The sequence below is a fragment of the Xylanimonas protaetiae genome, assembly GCF_004135385.1.
Lineage (GTDB): Bacteria > Actinomycetota > Actinomycetes > Actinomycetales > Cellulomonadaceae > Xylanimonas > Xylanimonas protaetiae.
In genome coordinates, this window is record NZ_CP035493.1 from 640,964 (window position 1) to 659,910 (window position 18,947).

The 18,947-nt window shown below is 75.5% G+C and carries 14 protein-coding genes and 1 tRNA gene; 8 read left to right on the forward strand and 7 right to left on the reverse strand.

What is annotated here, in order from left to right; genetic code table 11:
* Nucleotides 1-25: 25 nt before the first annotated feature.
* Together ET471_RS02825 and ET471_RS02830 are read right to left on the reverse strand one after the other, a co-directional pair.
* Complete coding sequence (locus tag ET471_RS02825; RefSeq protein ID WP_129186507.1) at nt 26-1,573, reverse strand: hypothetical protein; 1,548 nt, start codon at nt 1,571-1,573, stop codon at nt 26-28.
* Nucleotides 1,574-1,643: 70 nt separating this feature from the next.
* Nucleotides 1,644-2,255 (reverse strand): GNAT family N-acetyltransferase, encoded by a 612-nt coding sequence (locus tag ET471_RS02830; RefSeq protein WP_165350383.1) that lies wholly within the window; start codon nt 2,253-2,255, stop codon nt 1,644-1,646.
* Nucleotides 2,256-2,353: 98 nt separating this feature from the next.
* Between ET471_RS02830 and ET471_RS02835 the strand changes: the two genes are divergently transcribed.
* The gene (locus ET471_RS02835) at nt 2,354-3,034 is read left to right on the forward strand and encodes a 5-formyltetrahydrofolate cyclo-ligase (RefSeq protein WP_129186509.1); all 681 of its coding nucleotides are present in this window, start codon (nt 2,354-2,356) and stop codon (nt 3,032-3,034) included.
* Nucleotides 3,035-3,041: 7 nt separating this feature from the next.
* Here the strand turns inward: ET471_RS02835 and ET471_RS02840 are convergent, their stop codons facing one another.
* On the reverse strand, nt 3,042-5,750 hold the full coding sequence (locus ET471_RS02840; protein WP_165350384.1) for a penicillin acylase family protein: 2,709 nt from the start codon (nt 5,748-5,750) through the stop codon (nt 3,042-3,044).
* Nucleotides 5,751-5,833: 83 nt separating this feature from the next.
* Between ET471_RS02840 and ET471_RS02845 the strand changes: the two genes are divergently transcribed.
* The 3 genes from ET471_RS02845 (at nt 5,834) to mscL (ending at nt 7,669) form a co-directional block, all read left to right on the forward strand.
* The gene (locus ET471_RS02845) at nt 5,834-6,073 is read left to right on the forward strand and encodes an FmdB family zinc ribbon protein (protein ID WP_129186510.1); all 240 of its coding nucleotides are present in this window, start codon (nt 5,834-5,836) and stop codon (nt 6,071-6,073) included.
* 285 nt (nt 6,074-6,358) lie between these two features.
* Entirely contained in the window at nt 6,359-6,949 is a 591-nt protein-coding gene (locus tag ET471_RS02850) for an SAF domain-containing protein (RefSeq protein ID WP_242496399.1), read from the forward strand.
* 321 nt (nt 6,950-7,270) lie between these two features.
* Nucleotides 7,271-7,669: a large conductance mechanosensitive channel protein MscL gene (mscL, locus tag ET471_RS02855; protein WP_129186512.1), complete on the forward strand. Its 399-nt coding sequence runs from the start codon at nt 7,271-7,273 to the stop codon at nt 7,667-7,669.
* A gap of 155 nt (nt 7,670-7,824) precedes the next feature.
* Here the strand turns inward: mscL and ET471_RS02860 are convergent, their stop codons facing one another.
* Together ET471_RS02860 and ET471_RS02865 are read right to left on the reverse strand one after the other, a co-directional pair.
* Nucleotides 7,825-8,013, reverse strand: coding sequence for a transcriptional regulator (locus tag ET471_RS02860; protein WP_129186513.1), 189 nt, complete (start codon nt 8,011-8,013; stop codon nt 7,825-7,827).
* Nucleotides 7,994-12,616 (reverse strand): hypothetical protein, encoded by a 4,623-nt coding sequence (locus ET471_RS02865; protein ID WP_242496400.1) that lies wholly within the window; start codon nt 12,614-12,616, stop codon nt 7,994-7,996. The genes ET471_RS02860 and ET471_RS02865 overlap by 20 nt, the downstream gene beginning before the upstream one ends.
* A gap of 287 nt (nt 12,617-12,903) precedes the next feature.
* On the opposite strand from ET471_RS02865, the gene ET471_RS02870 reads away from it, so the two are divergent.
* The 4 genes from ET471_RS02870 to ET471_RS02885 all read left to right on the forward strand — a co-directional run bounded on the left by ET471_RS02870 (nt 12,904) and on the right by ET471_RS02885 (nt 17,544).
* Nucleotides 12,904-14,169 (forward strand): MFS transporter, encoded by a 1,266-nt coding sequence (locus ET471_RS02870; protein ID WP_129186514.1) that lies wholly within the window; start codon nt 12,904-12,906, stop codon nt 14,167-14,169.
* A gap of 150 nt (nt 14,170-14,319) precedes the next feature.
* Complete coding sequence (locus ET471_RS02875; protein ID WP_129186515.1) at nt 14,320-15,027, forward strand: ABC transporter ATP-binding protein; 708 nt, start codon at nt 14,320-14,322, stop codon at nt 15,025-15,027.
* Nucleotides 15,024-16,382, forward strand: a complete 1,359-nt coding sequence (locus ET471_RS02880) for an FtsX-like permease family protein (RefSeq protein ID WP_242496401.1) — start codon at nt 15,024-15,026, stop codon at nt 16,380-16,382. Before ET471_RS02875 ends, ET471_RS02880 begins: the two co-directional genes overlap by 4 nt.
* 88 nt (nt 16,383-16,470) lie before the next feature.
* Nucleotides 16,471-17,544, forward strand: coding sequence for a patatin-like phospholipase family protein (locus ET471_RS02885; protein WP_129186516.1), 1,074 nt, complete (start codon nt 16,471-16,473; stop codon nt 17,542-17,544).
* A gap of 82 nt (nt 17,545-17,626) precedes the next feature.
* On the opposite strand, the gene ET471_RS02890 is transcribed toward ET471_RS02885, so the two are convergent.
* A tRNA-Arg gene (locus ET471_RS02890) sits at nt 17,627-17,699 on the reverse strand.
* A 37-nt stretch (nt 17,700-17,736) separates the two neighbouring features.
* The gene (locus ET471_RS02895) at nt 17,737-18,927 is read right to left on the reverse strand and encodes an ROK family transcriptional regulator (RefSeq protein ID WP_129186517.1); all 1,191 of its coding nucleotides are present in this window, start codon (nt 18,925-18,927) and stop codon (nt 17,737-17,739) included.
* Nucleotides 18,928-18,947 lie beyond the last annotated feature (20 nt).

Consider the following 18,947-nt stretch of genomic DNA (forward strand, 5'->3'; position numbering starts at 1 on the left):
CGGTCGGACGGCGACCAGTCGACCGTCAGCCGGCCGCGCGGCGGCGGGCGAGGATCTGCTCGAGCGGCAGGCCCAGGGTCTCGGTCTTCGGGCGCGGCTCCGGCGTCGCGACCGGGTCCGTCGCCCCCGCCGACGCAGGGGCCGGCGTGGCCGTCGGGCCGAGCGCGGCGGACTGCGTCACGCCGAGGGACCATGAGGTGTTGGCCTCGCCGACCTCCTCGCCCGCGTCGTCGACCCGCTGCCAGGGCGAGCTCGACCAGCCGGTCGAGACCGCGGGGGTGGCACCCGTCAACGGCCGCGGCTCGCGGCGCGGCGCGGCCGGCTTGGTCACGTAGGTGGGCAGCGGCACGGGCCGCGGCTCCCAGGCCGTCCCCGGCGCAGGGGCGCCGACGTCGGCGGGCGACGCGGACACCGGGACGACGACGTCGGCGGACGCGGGCACGGCGCGCGACCCCGGCTGCGTGTCCGAGGCAGGCTGCACGGCCGAGGAGGCATGCACGACCGAGGCGGGCTGGGTGTACAAGGCCAACTGCGCGCGCGCCGCCGCCGATCGAACGGCCACCGACGACAACGCGCCCGACGTGGCCCGCGGAGCGCCCGCGTCCGCGGGACCGCCGCCAGCCGAACCCGAAGCACTCGGGCCGCCCGCCACCGCGGCCGCAACCGAACCCCCGGCCATCGCGGCACCCAAGCCACTCACCGTGGTGCCCGAGCCCCCGGTCACCGCAGCACCCGAGCCCTCGGTCACCGCAGCGCCTGAGCCTCCGGCCACCGCGCCGCCCATGCCACCGGCCACCGCGCCGCCAGCCTCCACGCCGTCGGCCTTCGTCGGGCGGCCCGCACCGGGCGCGTCGACCCGCGGGATCATCTGCGTCATCGTCGAGGACCCGTGCACCGCGCGGCCCGTGACCCGGACGCGGTTCCTCGGCGCCCGCGGTCCCCCGGCGGCGAGGGCACGCGCGTGGAGGGCGCGGCGCTCGGCCGCGCGCAGCTCGGCGGCCCAGCGCAGGTCCGACCGGCGCGCCGCGGAGGCCGCCGCCCGCCCCAGCGCGAGGACGCCCACGAGCAGCACCGTCGGGACGAGGGCGCCGTACCAGAGCAGGGTCGTGAACGGCACGGCCGCCCAGGCACCGGCCGTCGCCACGAACAGCAGGAGGGTCACGGCGGCACGACGGCGGGCGCGCTGGGCGCGCGCCTCCAGGAGAGCGCGGCGCGACGAGCGGGCGGCGTCCTGCGCCTGGGCCATCGGTGTCTCCTCTCGTGCGCTGCGTGAACCTGCACCGGCCGCGGCAGGCCTCGACCCGGCGGCCATCTCCAGGAGTCCGGCGACCTGCGCGACGGGCTCGGCACCCGTGGTCAACAGCCCCGCCGCAAGCGGCTCCGGCGTCGCGGCGCCAGAGGCCGGGACGGGTCCGCGCGCGGCGACGGCGAGCACGCGCAGCCCGGCGGAGAACCGGTCGTCGACGCGCGCCTCCGCGAGCTCCTGACGCTGCCGCACCCGCAGGGGCACCCAGTACCCGAGCACCAGGACGAACAGCGCGAGCGCTGCGAGACCTGCTGCCGAGGTTGCCACGCCACGACGTTAGGTGAGCCACCCGCCGTCGGCGCGCAGTGCTCTCGGCGTGTCTGTCAAGACCTCCGCGTCACAGACCCGAGCGGACCCGCTGCCAGCGGGCCAGGAGACCCCCGGGGACGTCCTCCGTGGTGAGCGCGAAGGTGCGGTGGTCACGCCAGTCGCCCTGGATGTGCAGGTACCGCACGCGGGTGCCCTCGTCGCGGAAGCCGAGCTTCTCGACGACGCGCAGGCTGCGGTCGTTCTCGGGCCGGATGTTGATCTCGACGCGGTGCAGCCCCAGCACCTGGAAGCAGTAGTCGGTGGCCATGGCGACGCCCGTGGGGATGACGCCGCGGCCCGCGACCTGCCGCGACACCCAGTAGCCGATCGCGGCGGAGCACAGCGACCCGTACGTGATCGAGGAGACGGTGAGCTGCCCGACGAGCGCGCCGTCGAGGTCGACGGCGAACGGGAGCGTCGTGCCGGAGCGCGCCTGCTGCGTGAGCAGGCGCACGTACTCGCCGAACGTCGCCGCGCCGGCCGACCCCCCGGGCGTGGTGGCCTCCCACGGCTCGAGCCAGTCCTGGTTGGCGGCCCGCAGCCGCATCCAGTCGTTCGCGTCGCGGCGGTGCAGCGGGCGCAGCGTCACCGAGCCCTGCTGGTCGTCCTCGCGCAGCGTCACGGGCCACGCCCTCGTCACCGTCGTCAGTCCTCTCGCGCGTGTCTGTGCCGAACGTGTCACCGCGGCCCCCTGCGTTCGTCGACATCGTGTGGGAGGGACACTGACACAATGACGGCATGAGTGGCGACTCCAGCGGCGCGTTCCAGCCCTACCCCGGAGGCGGTCTGGGCGACCCCGCCGACGCCAAGGAGGAGCTGCGCAAGGCGATCCGTGCGCACCGCGCCACCCGGACTCCCCGCCAGCGTCTCGACGCCGCCGTCGCGTTCGCCGACGTCCTCGAGACGGTCCCTGCCGTGCGCGACGCCGCATACGTCGCCGCCTACGCCGCGCGGTCCAGTGAGCCGGGCACGCACGTGCTGCTCGAGCGTCTCGCCGCCCGCGGTGCCCGCGTCCTGCTGCCCGTGCTCGGCACGGGCCTGGCCCGCGACTGGGCCTACTACGAGGCGGGCGAGCAGCTGCGCGAGCGCGCCCCCGGCCGCCCGCCGGAGCCGGGCGGCCCCACCCTCGGCGCGGCCGCCGTCGCCCGGGCCGACGTCGTCGTCGTGCCCGCCCTCGCCGTCGACACGACGGGCCGGCGCCTCGGGCAGGGCGGCGGCTGGTACGACCGCGTGCTGGGCCTGGTGCCCGACGGCGTCACCGTCGTCGCCATGGTGTTCCCCGACGAGGTGTACGACGGCGCCGTGCGCCCGCTGCCGACGGAGCCGCACGACCTGCCCGTGCACGCCGTCGCGACGACGGAGGGCTGGCGCCGGCTCGGCGTCACCGAGACCGCCGAGAGGGCACGGACCGCCCGCTAGGCACGCCTCACGGCGTGAGCGTCAGCACGTCCTTGCCCGCACGCTCGACGGCGTCGCGCGTGAACGGGAACGGGAACGTGCGGCCCTCCACCCAGGCGCGCAGCTGGTCGGTGTAGTGGCGCGAGCCGGGGTGGCCGGACGTGCCCGTCACGGTCACCCACGTCGAGGCGTCGACGTCGCCCAGGTCGACGACCATCCGCATCGACGGGCCGGCCGTCACCTCGAAGCTGCCCGTGCCGGCGTCCCACGACGTCGCGTTGACCACCGACGAGCTGCCCGAGACGCCGATGGGCGCCGGGTTCATGAGCCGGCGGACCGGGGCGGGGATCGTGGAGCCGCCCAGGACCGGGTGCTCGAGCCGCAGCTGGTGCAGCGTGCCCCAGCGCCAGTCGGCCGGGTTCTTCGCCATCTCGACCGTCAGGTCGCGCCGCGCGGAGACCATGGCCTGCCGGAGGATCTCGTCGCGCGACTCGCGGACGTTGAGGGTCGAGCGGTCGTCCCAGAACGGGTCGTCCGGGGTGTCGAGCATGGCGCGCAGCACCACGAGCCACTTGCTGCCGCCGTCGGGGCGCATGTCCGGGGGCAGGTCGTCCCAGAACGTGTCCTGGAGCAGGTTGCGCCACACGGCCGCGAAGTAGGCCGCGGCCGGCGAGTCGGCGTCCATGCGGCCGTCCCAGTCGCGCAGCAGCCGCTGCCCGGCGGCGTCGTAGTCGTCGTCGATGCGGACGTCGAGCAGCGCGGGCACCAGCACCTGCGCGAACGGGCTCCACGTGTCGTTCTGGATGGTGTTGAAGTCGTCGACGGTGAGCTTCTCGCCCGCGTCGATCTGCTCCTGGAGGAGCGTGCGGATGCGTTCCGAGCGGAAGCCGAAGTCCCAGTCGCTCGTGAGGTACGGGCCGACGCCCTCGGGCAGCACCGCCTGGTTGGCGGCGACGATGAACCCGCTGGCCGGGTCGAGCGCGCGCGGCATCTGGTCGGCGGGCACCCAGCCCTGCCAGTCGAAGCGCGGGTCGCGGCCGTCGCGCGGCCACGTGCCGTTCGACGGCACGGGCGAGCCGGGCACGTCGCCGCGCACCGGGATGCGGCCCGGGGCCTGGTAGCCGATGTGGCCGTCCGCCGTCGCGAACACGATGTTCTGGGCGGGGACGTCGAACAGCGCGGCCGCGGCGCGGACGTCGTCGGCGTTCTTGGCGGTGTTGAGCTCGAAGACGGCGTCGGCCGTGCGGCCCGGCGTCAGCGCCGTCCAGGCGAGCGCGACGCCGTAGCTGCCCAGGAGCGTGCCCTGCGCCGTCGGGGCGCTCGTGACCGGGCCGACGTCGAGGACGTCCGAGATGATCGGGCCGTGGCTCGTGGTGCGGACCGTGAGGTCGATCGCGGCCGACCCCGCCACGCGGATGGTCTCGGTGCGCGTCTCGACCGGCACCCACTCGTCGCCGCGCTGGACGGTGTCGTCGCGCAGGCGCTCGATGAAGAAGTCGGTGACGTCGGCGCCCATGTTCGTCAGGCCCCACGCGAGCTGGCCGTTGTGGCCGATGATCACGCCGGGGAACCCGGCGAACGAGAAGCCGGCGACGTCGAACGGGCAGGCGCTCGACACGGTGGTGCAGTGCAGGCCCACCTGCGCCCAGATGCTCGGCGCGCCGAGCGCGAGGTGCGGGTCGTTCGCGAGCATCGGCTTGCCCGACGCCGTGTGGTCGCCCGAGACGACCCACGAGTTCGAGCCCGTGCCCTCGCCGCGGCCCACGAGGACGGGGACGGCCGCGAGCGCGTCGCGCGCGGAGGACAGCGCGGCGTCGAGCGCGGGCGAGCCGAGCGCGGTCGTCGTCGCGGCCGAGGCCGGGGTGGCCGGGGCGGCGGTCTGCTCCGCCGGCAGGTCGCCGGGCTGGAGGATCGGGGTGTTGCCGCCCGTGGTGAAGGACGGGAAGAGCTCGTCGACCATGCCGACGTCCTGGAGCGTCGAGTAGGCGAGCGCCCGCTCGAGCTCCTGGTCGTAGTTGCCGCGCAGGTCCCAGGCCATGGCCTTGAGCCAGGCGAGCGAGTCCACCGCGTCCCACTTCTCGGGGCGGCCGACGTCGACGCTCAGGCCGAGCACGGTGTACTCGACGGCGATCTGCTCGGGGTCGCGCGAGGCGAGGTAGGCGTTGACGCCGTCGGCGTACGCCTCGAGGAACGCGCGCGTCTGCGGCGAGACGAGGTCCAGCTCCTGCTCGGCGACGCGACGCCAGCCGAACGTGCGGATCACCTTGTCGGCCTCGATAGCGGCCGGGACGTCGCCGACCAGCTCCGCGAGGCGGCCCGCCGTGACGTGCCGGCGGTAGTCCATCTCGAAGAACCGGTCCTGCGCCGCGACGAAGCCCTGGGCGCGGAACAGGTCCTCGGCCGTGTCGGCGAAGATCTGCGGCACGCCGCGCTCGTCGCGCACCACGCGCACGTCGCCGCTGAGGCCCGCGAGCTGGACGCTCCCCGTCGTCTGCGGCAGCGGCCGGCGCACGACGACGGTGGTGAACGCGGCGGCTGCGACCAGCGCCAGCACCACCACCACGGCGACGCCGACGACGAGGCGCCGCAGCCGGGACCGGCGACGACGAGGGCGGCTGGGCTGCTCGGACGGGGCAGCGGTCACGGGCTCAGACACGCAGGCGAGACTACCGCGACGCCCTGGCCGTCCGGCGGGACCGGGCGGCCCGGACGGGAATGCCGGGCGCGCGCGTATCATTGGCACTCGGTAAGCCGGAGTGCCAGTCGCCGCGAGGCGTGCGCGGCACCCGCCGCCCGCCCGACCTGCCCCAAGGAGAAACCGTGCCCACCTACGCCTACCGGTGCGCTGCCTGCGGTCACGCCTTCGACATCCACCAGTCGTTCTCGGACGACGCGCTCACCGTGTGCCCCGAGTGCGGCGGCCCGCTGCGCAAGCAGTACGGCAGCGTCGGCGTGACGTTCAAGGGGTCGGGCTTCTACCGCACCGACTCGCGCGGCGGCTCGTCGTCGACGACGTCGTCCGCGCCCGCCGCGTCGACGAGCGCGAAGAAGACCGCCTGACGGCCACGTGACGACGTCCCTGGGCGGCCCCGGGGCACGTCGACGGCCGCACCGCCCGTCGGACGCCGGCGCGGGGCTCCGGCGGCGACCACAGGTCGCCGTGAGTGCTTGCCGTCCACAGCTGAGCCGTCCGCCCGCGGCGCGCCGTCACCCGCTCCCCTAGCGTCGCGGCCCGTGAGCCCCGCTGCCGTCCCCTCCTCCCGCGCCCCGTCCCCCCGTACCGTGGCCCGACGACGACGCGGGCGCGCCGCTCGGCGCTGGCTGTGGCGCGGACGCTGGCTTCTCGTGGCCGTGTGCTGCGGGATCGCCGCCGCCTCCACGGTGCAGGCGCTGCGGCCCGCTCCCCCGCCGACGCGCTCCGTCGTCGTGCCCGTCCATGAGCTCGCCGCGGGCGTCGCGGTGGCGGCCACCGACCTCCAGGTCGTGGCCGTGCCCAACGATCTGGCACCCGACGAGGCCCTCGTCGACCCGTCCGACGCCGTCGGGCGCGTGCCCGCCGTGACGCTGGCCGCGGGGCTGCCGCTGTCCGCGTCGCTCATGGCGGGCGGCGAGGTGGCTGCGCTCGCACCCGACGGCACCGTCGTCGTCCCCGTGCGGCTCGACGACGCGACCGCCGTGCTGCTGCGCGCCGGGGACCACGTCGACCTCGTGTCGACAGCCCCGGCCGAGGGCGGCGCCGTGTACCTCGCGCGGCGGGCGCTCGTGCTGCCCGCAGGGTCGCGTGCCATCGACGACGGCGGGCCGCCCGGGCTGCTCGGCGGTGCCACGCGGGCAGCCCCGGCCGCCGTCACGCTGCTAGCGGTGGCGCCGGCAGAGGCTCCCGGGCTCTCGGCAGCGTCGGGTGCGGGCACGCTCGCGGCGGTGCTGGTGCCCTGACCCGGGAAGCGGGGAAGCCGGCCTGCCGGAAACCGACCCGCCGAGACGCCGACGCGCCAGGAACCCGGCGCGTCGAGACCCGGCATGTCAGAAGCCCAGCATGTCGAGACCCGGTACATCGAGACCCGGTACGTCAGTAGCCCGGCACGTCACGAGCCCGGCACGTCGGGCGGGCCGCGGGTGCGGTCCCGCCTGTGCCGCGGCGCTCCGCGCGCCGCCCTTGCACACCGCTGAGCGAGCACCCAGAATCCCGAGAGCCGTTGTCGAACGACCGGCGATCCGGCCACGACTCCTCGGCCACGACTTCATTCAGGGGGCATCATGCTCAAGGGTTTCAAGGACTTCCTGCTGCGCGGCAACGTGCTCGACCTCGCCGTCGGCATCATCGTCGGTGCCGCCTTCACCGCCGTCGTGAACGGCCTCATGGACGGCGTGCTCAGCCCGCTCATCGCGCTGATCTTCGGTCAGCCGGACGTCAGCAAGGTCGCGTTCCCGATCGGCGGAACGACCTTCCCGGTCGGCCTGTTCCTCCAGGCCGTCATCAACTTCCTGATCGTCGCGACGGTCCTCTACTTCGTCGTCGTCGTGCCGGTGAAGCACCTCTCGGAGCGCATCAAGCGCGGCGACGCGGCGCCACCCGAGCCCGAGGTCCCGAGCGCCGACGTCGTCCTGCTCCAGGAGATCCGAGACCTGCTGGCGTCGCGCGAGTCCACGCGCTGAACCTGACGCCGACGCTCCGACCGTGGCCCGGCCCCGACAAGGGACCGGGCCACGGTCACATCCGTGAGGTCACATCCGTGACCAGCCCTTTCGATGTCGTACTTCCTTGCGTTATCCGGGCCAGAACGCAAGGAAGTACGACATCGAAAGGTTGGTTAGCGGCGGCCCCAGTGCGGCGGCACGTCCTGCAGGAGGCGCTCGTCGTTGTCGCCGTGGCCGCCGCGCTCGTCGGCCGTCACGCCCGCGATCTGCTCCCGTTCCGCGCCGGGCCGCACCACGCGCCGGTTCCGGCGCTTCGGGGCCGCGTCGGGGGCTTTGTCGGGCTCAGGCCTGGTCTCCGTCACCCGTCGATTGTCCCTCGGCGCCGTCGGCCACGACGTCGTCAAACGTCGGCTGGTCGGCCGCGACGACGCGCGGCGCAGGCTCGGCGGCCGCAGCGGCATCGACCTGGCCCGCCGGTACCGGCTCGCCCGCGTCGGATCCGCCCGACGGCGCGACCTGATCCGACGACCCGGCCCGATCCGGCCGCCCGGTTCGATCAGACGGCACGTCCCGGTCCGACACCCCAGCCTGACCCGACAGCCCGTCCAGGTCCGACAGCCCAGCCTGATCCGGCGGCACGGCCCGACCCGACAGCCCGTCCGGGTCCGACACCCCGGCCCCGCTCGACGGCACGGCCCGATCCGACACCCCGGCCTGACCCGACAGCCCGTCCGGGCCTGCCGCCCCTGCCGGGTCTGCGAACACGACGTCGTCCAGCGGCGCGGGCTCGCCGGCGCCGAGGTCCTCGTCGTCGTCCTCGTCCGGGAGGATCGGGACCACCACCTCGCGGGGCGGCACGACCCCGCCGACCGTGCCGACGCGGTCGTCGCGCACGGCCTGGACGAGCCGGCGCACGCGGTCGGCCTCGGAGTCGGGGTCGAGGAACGCCGCGGCGCTCCACACCTGCGTGACCACCCAGCCGAGCCGTTCGAGCCGCTCGGCCACCTGTCGGTCGCGCACGCGCACGGAGGTCTCGGCGACGTACGACGCGTCGTCGGTGAGCACGGCGACGAGCAGCTCGCCGGGCAGGTCGGGGTGCCCGACCACGAGCGGGATGCGGTCGCCGTCGGGCAGGCCGTAGTCGGTCTCCACGAGGTAGCCGAGGCGCCACAGCCGCTCGCCCAGGTCGACGACGAGGCGGTCGGGGGCGCGGGCGACGTCGACGCCGTTGCCGAGCTGGACCTGGTCGGCGACGTCGGACCGGGCCTCGGCGAACTCGAGCACCTCGGCGAGGAGGCGCGGCCCGTCGCCGCGCAGGCGCTCGGGGTCGAGGTCGCCCGCGAGGAAGCACGTCACGACGCGCAGGCGGCGGCGGGTCGCGCCGAGCGCGCCGAGCAGCATCGCCTCGCCGCCGGCCTCGCTGAGCACGCCGAACCGGTGCAGCACGCGGCCGTGCGGCGTGCGCCCGAACCCGAGCGAGAGCACGATCGCGTCGCGTGACAGCCCGGCGACGCCCGTGACGTCGGCGACGACGACGGGCTCGGGTCGCGACCCGGAGAAGAACGGGGCGAGCGCGGGGTTGGCGCGCACCTCGGCGAGCAGCGCCTCGCGGATGCGGTCGGCGTGCACGGCGGTGACGGTGACGATGCCGAGCGTCTCCTCGGGCCGGGTCAGCGCGTGCTCGATGGCGAGCTCGACGACGCGGTCCACCTCGGCCTGCGTGGACTCGACGGTGCCGGACTCGGGGTCGGGCATGCCCGACCCGTCGACGACGTCGAGGTGCACCATCGACTCGGCGCGCGGCAGCGGGGCCGGGCGCACGAGGCCGTGGTACCCGTGCCGGGCGAGCAGGCGGGTCAGCTCGGGGTCGCGCTGCGACTCGCGCGGCTGCACGGTCACGTTCGGCAGCAGCTCCGCGAGCTCCTGCACGGCGGTGCCCGACGCCGAGCGCACGTCGCCGACGACGACGACCTGCCGGGCGCGGGCGATTGCCGGCACCACCGACTCGAGCGGCACGTGCTGGACCGCGTCGAGCACGACGAGGTCGACGGTGCGCGTGGCGGGCAGCAGGTGCGGCACGAGCGTCGGGGTGGACACGAGCGCGGGCCGCAGGCGGCGCAGCACGTCGCCGTGGTGGACGGCGAGCTCGCGCAGCGACGTCAGCCGTCCCTCGACGAGCTCGGTGAACAGAGACTCGGCGTCGTCGCGCTCGTCGCGCATCGCGGCGCCGAGGTGCGCGCGCACGGCGGCGCGGACGGGGCCGGACAGCGCGGCGACGTGGCGGCGGTCGAGCTCGCGGAAGCGGCGGGCCAGGGCGTCGAGCCCGGCGCCGTCCTGCCCGGCGAGGGCCGGGTCGGCCGCCAGGAGCTGCTCGAACACCGAGCTCCACCACGCCAGCTCCACCTCGGGCCCGACGAGCTCCGCGTCGACGCGGCGGGCGGCGAGGTCGTCGACCAGCTCGCCCAGGCCCACGGCGCGCACCCGGCGGGTCGCGGCGGTGCGCGCGGGCAGCGACTCCAGCGCGTCGGCGTCGGCGGACAGGCGCGTGAGGCGCTCGGCGAGCGCGTCGAGGTCGAGGTCGGCCAGGCCGCCGCCCAGCGGCGTCGGGCCGAGCACGGGCTCGAGCGCGTCGAGGTCGATGCGCACGGCCTCGTGCGTGTCCTCGATGGTGGCGAGGCCCTCGGGCAGGGTGGGCCAGCCGCCGCGGTCGGCGTGCCGCGCCCACACCTCCCGCTGGGCCTGCACCTCGCACAGCGCGGCGTGCAGGTCGGGCACGCGCACGCCGGGGCGCACCATGTCCTTGGCCCGCTTCCGCAGCCGGCGCCGCGTGAACCCGCCCATCTCGACGCCGTGCTCGGCGCGCCACCGGCGCGTCGCGGTCGCCTGGACCATGTCGGCGGCCGTGCGCTCGAACACCATGGGGTGGAACAGGTCGAGCGTGCCGCGCATCCCGCCGAGCATCTCGAGCTGCTGCCCGAACGCGGTCACCGTCGTCGGCGGGGTCAGGCCAGTGACGTCGATGACGTAGGCGACCTGCCGGCGCAGCTGCGGCAGGGTCGTGTCCTTGAGGCGGTTGACGCGCACCAGGGCGGTGCGCGCCTCCTCGTCGGTGAGCAGGTGCGCGTCGAACCACGGCGTCGACGTCGCCCGCAGCGTGAACGCCCCGAGCTCGGCGGCCTGCTCCAGGTCGGCGACGGCGGCGCGACGCGCGGTCGCGTCGAGCGCGACGACGGTCCCCGGCGCGAGGCGCACGGTCGTGGACGGGGCGGGGCGCTCGGCGGTGAGCCGGGCGAGCGCCTGGAGGGCGTCGTACGCGGAGACCTGCCAGGGCACGCGGCTCTGGTGCAGCGCGGTGATGTACGCGGCGAGCTGGGCGCGCGACCCGATGAGCGCGTCGCGCAGGCGGGCGATGCCGTCCTCGTCGAGGGGCTCCGGCTCGGACGCCATCGCGGTGAGCAGGCGGCGCGAGACGTCCTGCCGCCACGTCGGCACGGGCGGCACGTCGAGCAGCAGGCCGTCCAGGTCGAGCGACGCGAGCCGCGCGCCGAGCGCGTCCGCGGCCCGGCGGTGGCCCGTCACGTAGAGCACGGAGCGGCCTGCGGCGGTCGCCTCCGCGAGCACCGCCGCGACCGTCCCGGCGACGTCGGACCCGACGGGCGCGTCCACGTACAGGTGCCCGCCGGTGGCGAGCGCGTCGACCACGTGCCGCTGGTGCGGGTCCAGGTCGCCGACGCCGCGCTCGTACGCGGGCGACGGGTCGCCCTCCGCGGGCGGGGGCACCTGGAGCGCGCCGACGGCGTCGGCCGCGGCGTCGACGCCCGCGAGCGCCGCCACCACCTCGTGCCGCACGAGCGCGGGGGCGAGCTCGTCGAGGTCGTCGACGAGGGCCTGCCCGGGGTGCACGAACGTGCCCACGAGCATGCGCCGGTCGAGCTGGAAGTCGTCGAGCACCGCGTCACCGAGCGCGGCGATGCGGTCGAGCACGTCGCTCGGCTCGAACCCGTGCGAGGAGAAGGTCGACGCGGCGAGCGTGACCGGGTCGAGCAGGGCGCCGTGCGCGCGCAGCGTGCGGGCGAGCACGGGGTTGATCTCGGCGGTCGCCTCGAGCGTCAGCTCGTAGTCGCTCTCGCCGTCGCCGCGCGGGGTCAGCGTGACGGGCCGCAGCAGCACGGGCGCGTGGACGACGCGGACGGCCTCGACGTCCTCGTCCTCGTCGTCGGCCGCCTGGTCCACGGAGGCGGACACCGAGGCGGACGCCGGGGCGGCCTCGGCGGGGGCCGGGCGGCGGACGGCGTCGGGGCGCGGCGCGGTCATGGTGACCACGGGCAGCGACTGCGTGAGCAGGAGCTCGCCGTCGTCGTCGGCGTCCGCGGCAGGAGCCAGGACGCCGGCGTCCTCGAGCGCCTCGTCCGGCGCGGTCGCGGGCTCGGTCGCGGTCTCGGGCTCCGGCGCGGGCCGCGGGTCGCGCCACGCGGCGACGCGCGCGAGCGCGGCGACGTCCTGCGACGGCCGCCCGGACGGCGGCGGCGACCCGGCCGGCTCGGTCCAGGTGGCCACGCCGATGGCCAGGTACGTGGGCGCGAGCCCGAAGCGCTGGGCGTGCTCGGCGGAGCGCGCCGAGACGGCTCGCGCCCGACGGCGCGCGGCCGGCAGCGTCGCACCCTCGCGGATGAGGTTCGACAGGCGGGTGGGCCGCCCGGCGAAGAGCTGGGCCACGCCACCGGGGTGGGCGGACGTCAGGTCGACGACGGCCTCGCCCAGCAGACCCACGTCGGCCAGGCTGGACCCGCCGACCTGGGCGACGAGGCTCGCCCGCCACCGCTCGACGGCGGCGGCCACGATCTGCTCGGACGTGGGCGGGGCGACGAGGTGCGGCCGCGTCGGCGCGGCGCCGGCGTCCGGTGCCGGCGACGCGACCGACGGCTGGACCTCGCGCGCGGCGGTGGTGCGTCGGACAGCGTTCACCCTCGCCACGCTACGCACCGCCCGCGCGCGGTTCGTGGCGGCACGCCGGGCCTGGACGGGATGTGACGGCCGCCCGGACATGACGATGCCCTCCGGCAGGGGGTCCGAAGGGCATCGTTGCCGGGGCGGACCCGGTCAGAGCACAGTGCGCGCCGCGCAGGGGGCGGGCGGCACGCACTGCTAACGCAGAGTGTTGCGCCTGGCGCACGGCGAGTCAACCGAACTCGGACATCCGTCCAGGTTGCCGAAAAGGGGCGCAATCCCGGACGTCCGCGACGTAGGCTCCCATGCCCGTGAACGGGCTCCTCGAGGTGATGGTCCCGCGTCGTCTCGGGCAGCCCTACCGGTGGCTGCTGGCGTCGTCGTGGACGAGCAACGTCGGCGACGGCATCGCGCTCGCCGCCGGCCCGCTGCTGGTCGCGTCGCAGACGACGTCGCCCGTGCTCGTCGCGCTCGCAGGGCTGCTCCAGCGCCTCCCCTGGCTGATGTTCGGCCTGTGGGCGGGGGCGTTCGCCGACCGCGCCGACCGGCGTCGCGTCGTCATCGTCGGCAACGTGCTGCGCGCCGTCGTCGTGGCCGTGCTGTGCGTCGCGATCCTCACCGGGACGGTCAGCATCGGCGTCGTCCTCGTCACGATGTTCCTGTACGGCACGGCGGAGGTGTTCGTCGACACCACCGCCGGCACCCTCCTGCCGGCGCTCGTCCCCCGGCAGCACCTCTCGACGGGCACGCACCGCCTCCAGGCCGGGTACCTCACGTGCAACCAGCTCGTCGGGCCGCCCGTCGGGGCGTTCCTGTTCGCGCTCGGCTCCGTGCTGCCGTTCGTCGTCCAGGTGGTCTGCGCGCTGCTCGCCGTCGTCCTCGTCGCCCGCATCGCGCACCACCCCGCGCCCGACGACGCCCCCGGGCTGCTCGTGCCCCGCGCGGAGGCCACGACCCACATGCGCCGCGACATCGCCGAGGGCCTGCGCTGGCTGTGGGGCAGCCCCGCCGTGCGGATGCTCGCCGTCGTCATCCTCGTCTTCAACGTCACCTGGGCCGCGGCCTGGTCCGTGCTCGTGCTGTGGTCCCGCGACCACCTGGGCATGAGCGAGGTCGGCTTCGGCCTGCTGACCACGGCGGCGGCCGTCGGCGGGCTGCTCGGCACCACCCTGTTCTCCCGCATCGAGCGGCGCTTCACGCTCGCGACCATCATGCGCACGTGCCTGCTGCTCGAGGTGCTCATGCACCTCGCCCTCGCGAACACCACCGCCGGGTGGGTCGCCATCGCGGTCATGTTCGGGTTCGGCGCGTACGCGTTCGTGTGGGGCACCGTGTCCCAGGCCGTCCGGCTGCGCGCCGTGCCGCAGGAGTTCCAGGGCCGCGTCGGGTCCGTCTACATGATCTGCGTGTTCGCGGGCATGGTGGCCGGGCAGGGCCTCGGCGGCGTCATCGCCGAGCACTGGGGCCTGACTGCCCCGTTCTGGTTCGCGTTCGTGGGCAGCGGGATCACGCTCGCCCTCATCTGGCGCTCGCTGGGCGCGATCGCGCACGCGGACGCGGCGGCGGCCTGAGGCGCCGTCGGCCCGGCAGCTCGTCGTCATCCCGGCAGCCCGGGCGCACGGTCCGACGACGGACTGCCGGGCCGCCTCATCCCCGGGGATGAGGCCGGGTCCCGCCCAGGTCCGACGACAGCCGGGCCGCTCTCCTGGTGTGGTGGGGGCATGAGTCCCCTCCTGAGCGCCCGCGGCCTGTCCATGGCGTACCCCGGCGTCCGTGCCCTCGACGGCGTCGACCTCGACGTCCTGCCCGGCGAGTCCGTCGCCGTCATGGGAGCCTCCGGCTCCGGCAAGACGACGCTGCTGCACCTGCTGGCCGGGATCCTGCGGCCCACCGCGGGCACCGTCACGCTCGCGACGCCCGCCGGGCCCGTCGGCGTGCACGCCCTCGACGACGCCGAGCGGTCGCGGCTGCGACGCGAGCAGCTCGGGTTCGTGTTCCAGCAGGGGCTGCTGCTCGACGAGCTCACCGCGCTCGAGAACGTCGCCGTCGCCCTCATGCTCAACGGCGTGCCGCGCGCCGCCGCGTCCGAGCAGGCCGCGCGGTGGCTCGCCGCGCTGGGCCTCGCCGGGCTGGAGGACCGCCGCCTCGGCGCGCTGTCCGGCGGGCAGGCGCAGCGCGTCGCGATCGCGCGCGCCCAGGTCACCGGGGCCCGGCTGCTCTTCGCCGACGAGCCCACCGGCGCCCTCGACTCGCGCACCGGGGCCGAGGTGCTCGACCTGCTCCTCGCCGCCGTCGCGCAGGGGCGCACGCTCGTCGTCGTCACGCACGACGCCGGTGTCGCCGCACGCTGCGACCGCGTCGTCACGCTGAGCGACGGGCGGGTCGTGGCCGACACGCGCCGCGCCGCGAGCGCCGGGGCGACCGCATGACCCCCGCGACCTCGCTGCGCACCACGCTCGCGCTGGCCCGGCTGTTCGCGCGCCGCCGCGACGGCGACCGGCTCGCCGCCGCGCTCCCGCTCGTCTCGTTCGCCCTGGTCACGGGCCTGCTGCTGATCGTCGTCGGCGGCTCGCAGGTGTTCTTCGGGGTGCGCGGCGGCAACGCCGGCTTCTACACGGCGCTCGCCGTCGTCGCGCTCGCGCTGCTGGTGGTGCCGCTCGTCACGCTCGGCTCGGCGGCCGCGAAGCTGTCCGCGAGACGCCGCGACGACCGCCTGTCCGCGCTGCGCCTGCTGGGCGCGACGACGTCGACCGTCTCGCTGCTGACCGTGCTGGAGGCCGCGGCGGTCGCGCTGGCCGGTGCCGTGCTGGGCACGGTCCTGTACGCGGCCGCGGCCCCGCTCGTGGGGCTCCTCCGCTTCGTCGGGCAGCCGATCGGGTCGCAGATGTGGCTGCCGTGGTGGGTCGTCCCGCTCGTCTGGCTGGGCGTCGCGCTCGTCGCTGCCGGGTCGGCGGCCGTCGGGCTGCGCGCCGTCGTCGTCACCCCGCTCGGGGTCCGCACACGGCAGAAGCCGGGCGTGGCGCGAGGGCGGCGTGCCGTCGCGGCGGCCGTCATCGTCGCGGTGGCGTGGCTCGCGCTGTCCGGGCTGCAGCAGCTCGGACAGACGTTCGGGTTCGTGGGGATCGTCGTCGCGCTCGGTGCTGCGTTCGGGCTGGCGCTGCTCGCGCTCGACGCCGTCGGGCCCTGGTACGTGCGCGTCCGGGCCACGCGGCTGCACCGGCGCGCCGACGGCGTGGCCTCGCTGCTCGCGAGCCGGATGATCCTGGAGGACCCGAAGGCCGCCTGGCGGCAGGTCGCGGGCATCGCCGTGACGACGTTCGTCGGCGTCGTCGCAGGCGCCGGGCTGTCGTTCGCGAGCACGGGCGGGACGTCCAGCCCGGAGGAGGCGTGGCTGACGGCCGACATGCAGACGGGCGTCCTCGTGACCCTGGTGATCTCGTTCCTCATGGTGGCCTGCACGGTGGCGGTCAACCAGGCGGCGGCGACCCTCGACCGGGCGCGCGTGCACGTATCGCTCGACCGGCTCGGCGTGCCGCCGACCATGCTGGCCGACGCCTCGCGGCGCTCGGTGATGTCGGTGCTGTGGACGGTGCTCGTGGGCTCCGCGGCGACGTCGGCCGTGCTCGTGTTCCCGCTGGTGGGGGCCGCGGTGCTGCTCCGGCCGCTCGCCGTGGGCACGGTGCTCGCGGTCTTCGCGCTGGGCGTGCTGCTGGTGCGCGGGGGCGCGTCGGTCGCGGCACGGCTCGTGCCGGGCATCCTGGCACGGCCCGACCGGGCGCTGTAGGGGCGGCCGGCGCTGGGAGTTCCGGTGCGGGTGAACCCGGCGTTCGCCCGCGCCGACGCCCCCGGGCGTGAGTAACCTCGAAAGGATCATGGACCTCGCCCGACTCAAGCGCCGTGCGTCTCCCGAGCCGGTGCCCGGGAGGAACATCTTCGTGCTCTCCGGCGGGGCGTCCCGCGGGGCCGCCCAGGTGGGCATGATGCGGGCGCTGCTGCGCCGCGGCGTCGTCCCCGACGCGTTCGTCGCCGGGTCGGTCGGCTCGCTCAACGCGGCCTTCCTCGCGCAGGACGTCACCCTGGAGCAGGTCGACCGCCTCGAGGACATCTACCGCAGGCTCGGCAGCTTCGACCTCATCGGGCCGCCCCACCTCATGGTCATGAACGTGCTGCGCCACCGGCCCTCGCTGGCGTCCGGGCGCCGCATCCGCGAGTTCATCGCCTCGTGCGTCCCCGTGGAACGGATCGAGGACCTGACCCGCCCCGTCCGCGTCGCCACGTTCGACGTCGACGACGGCCGGTTCACGTGGCACGACGCCGGGAACGTCGTCGACGTCGTCGCCGCCTCGTGCGCGCTGCCCGCGATCTACCCGCCGGTGGAGCTCGACGGGCACCTGCACGTCGACTACGGCGTGCGGTTCAGCGTCCCCACCGACGCGGCCGTCGCCATGGTGCGGCCCGGCGACGTCGTCTGGTCGATGGAGGTGAACCGCGCGCCCATCCCCGCCCGCATGCGGTCGCCGTGGGACGCGCTCATGATCGTGGCCGGCTCGTCGATCGCGCACAACAGCGTCCTCGACTTCCCCGCCGACGTGACGCTGCACCGCGTCGTCCTCGACCGCGACTACGACACCGGGTTCCCGTTCAACTTCGGGCACACGAGCGAGCTCGTGCGGATGGGCGAGGAGGCGGCGGAGGCGGTGCTCGACGCCGCGGGCCTGGCGGTGGCGACGGTGAGCACGCCGGACCTTGCGGAGGTGGCGCCCACCCCGACGACCCTGGTGCCTGACGTGGACGTCACCCGTGCGGACACCCTGCGGCTGACGGCCCGGCGCCTGCCGAGCCTTGCCGCCGCGGCGACCACGGAAGCCGCCCGCTCGGTGCGGTCGTCGGTGAACCGCGTGGTGCGGGGCACCCGTCGGCGCCCGGCGACGGAACGGGTCGCCTGACTGGCGGTGCTGATGCCGGGCCTCGCGTCCCGGCCCATTGCTCGTGCCGTGACCAGGGATCTTGCCTTGCTCTTTACCGAAGTGCGCCTGACACGATTCGAACGTGCGACCTAATCTTTAGGAGAGATTCGCTCTATCCACTGAGCTACAGGCGCTAGCGGACCCCAGCCTACCGGGGCCGTCCGGGCAGGTTCACACCCAGTCCGCCGGCGACGCCAGGACGTCGCGCAGCACCTCGCGCGCCCCGCCCGCCATGGCCGCGTACGGCCCGGCCACGGCCGGGCGCAGCTCCACGGGCGAGAAGGGTGCCGAGAGCACGCGGTCCGCGAGGACGCCTCCGACGTCGTCGCGCATCCAGGGCAGCAGCGTCGTGTAGGCGCCGCCGAGCACGACCGTGCCGACGTCGACGAGGTTCACGAAGTCCGCGAGCGCCGAGCCGAGCGCGGTGCCGGCGCGGTGCAGGGCCGCCTCCGCCTGCGGCTGGCGCGCCTCGAGCGCGCGGACGAGCGCCTCGACGGGCGACTCGAGCGGCAGCCCGGCCGCCCGGTTCACGGCCTCCTTGCCCGCGTACTGCTCCAGACAGCCGAACGAGCCGCAGCCGCAGCGCGGCCCTTGCGGGTCGACGCGCACGTGGCCGATCTCGCCGTTCCAGCCGCGCTCGCCGAGGAAGAGCTGTCCGTCGACGACGATGGCGGCGCCGATGCCGACGTCGGCGGACACGTAGAGGAAGGACGGGGCGACGTCGCCGGTGAGCTCGGCGAGCCCGGCGAGCTTGGCCTCGTTGGCGACGCCGACGTGCAGGTCGCCGAGCCCGAGCAGCGGCACGGGGTCGAGCGACGACCAGCCGAGGTTGGGAGCGACGCGCAGCAGCCCGCTGCGGGCGTCGACGAGGCCCGGCAGCGCGAGCCGGGCGCCGGCGACGCGCATGCCCTCCGCGGCGGCGGTCGCGGCCAGCTCGCGGGCCAGCACGCCGACGCGCGGGAGCACGACCGACGGGTCGCTGTCGTGGAATGCTCCAGGCTCGACGCGCTCGTCGACCACCTCGCCTGTGAGGTCCATCACGCTCGCGCCGAGGTAGTCGACGTTGACCTCGAGCCCGATGCCGACGACGGAACGTGACGCGGGGACGAGCGGGACCGCCGGCCTGCCCGCGCGCTGTGCGCTGACCGGCGCCAGCTCGGCGAGCAATCCGCCCGCTACCAGTCGATCTACGAGGGTGGACACGGTCGCTCGCGCCAGTCCGGTGGACGTGGCGACATCGGCGCGGGACAGTGGTTCCGGCGCTTCGAAGACTGCCCGCGCGACCAGCTCGAGATTGCGTTCCCGCAACGTGTGCTGACGCGCTGCGGATCGGGGCGACGCTGTCTGCGGATCGGCTAGCACGTGTTGACTGTAGCGGAGGC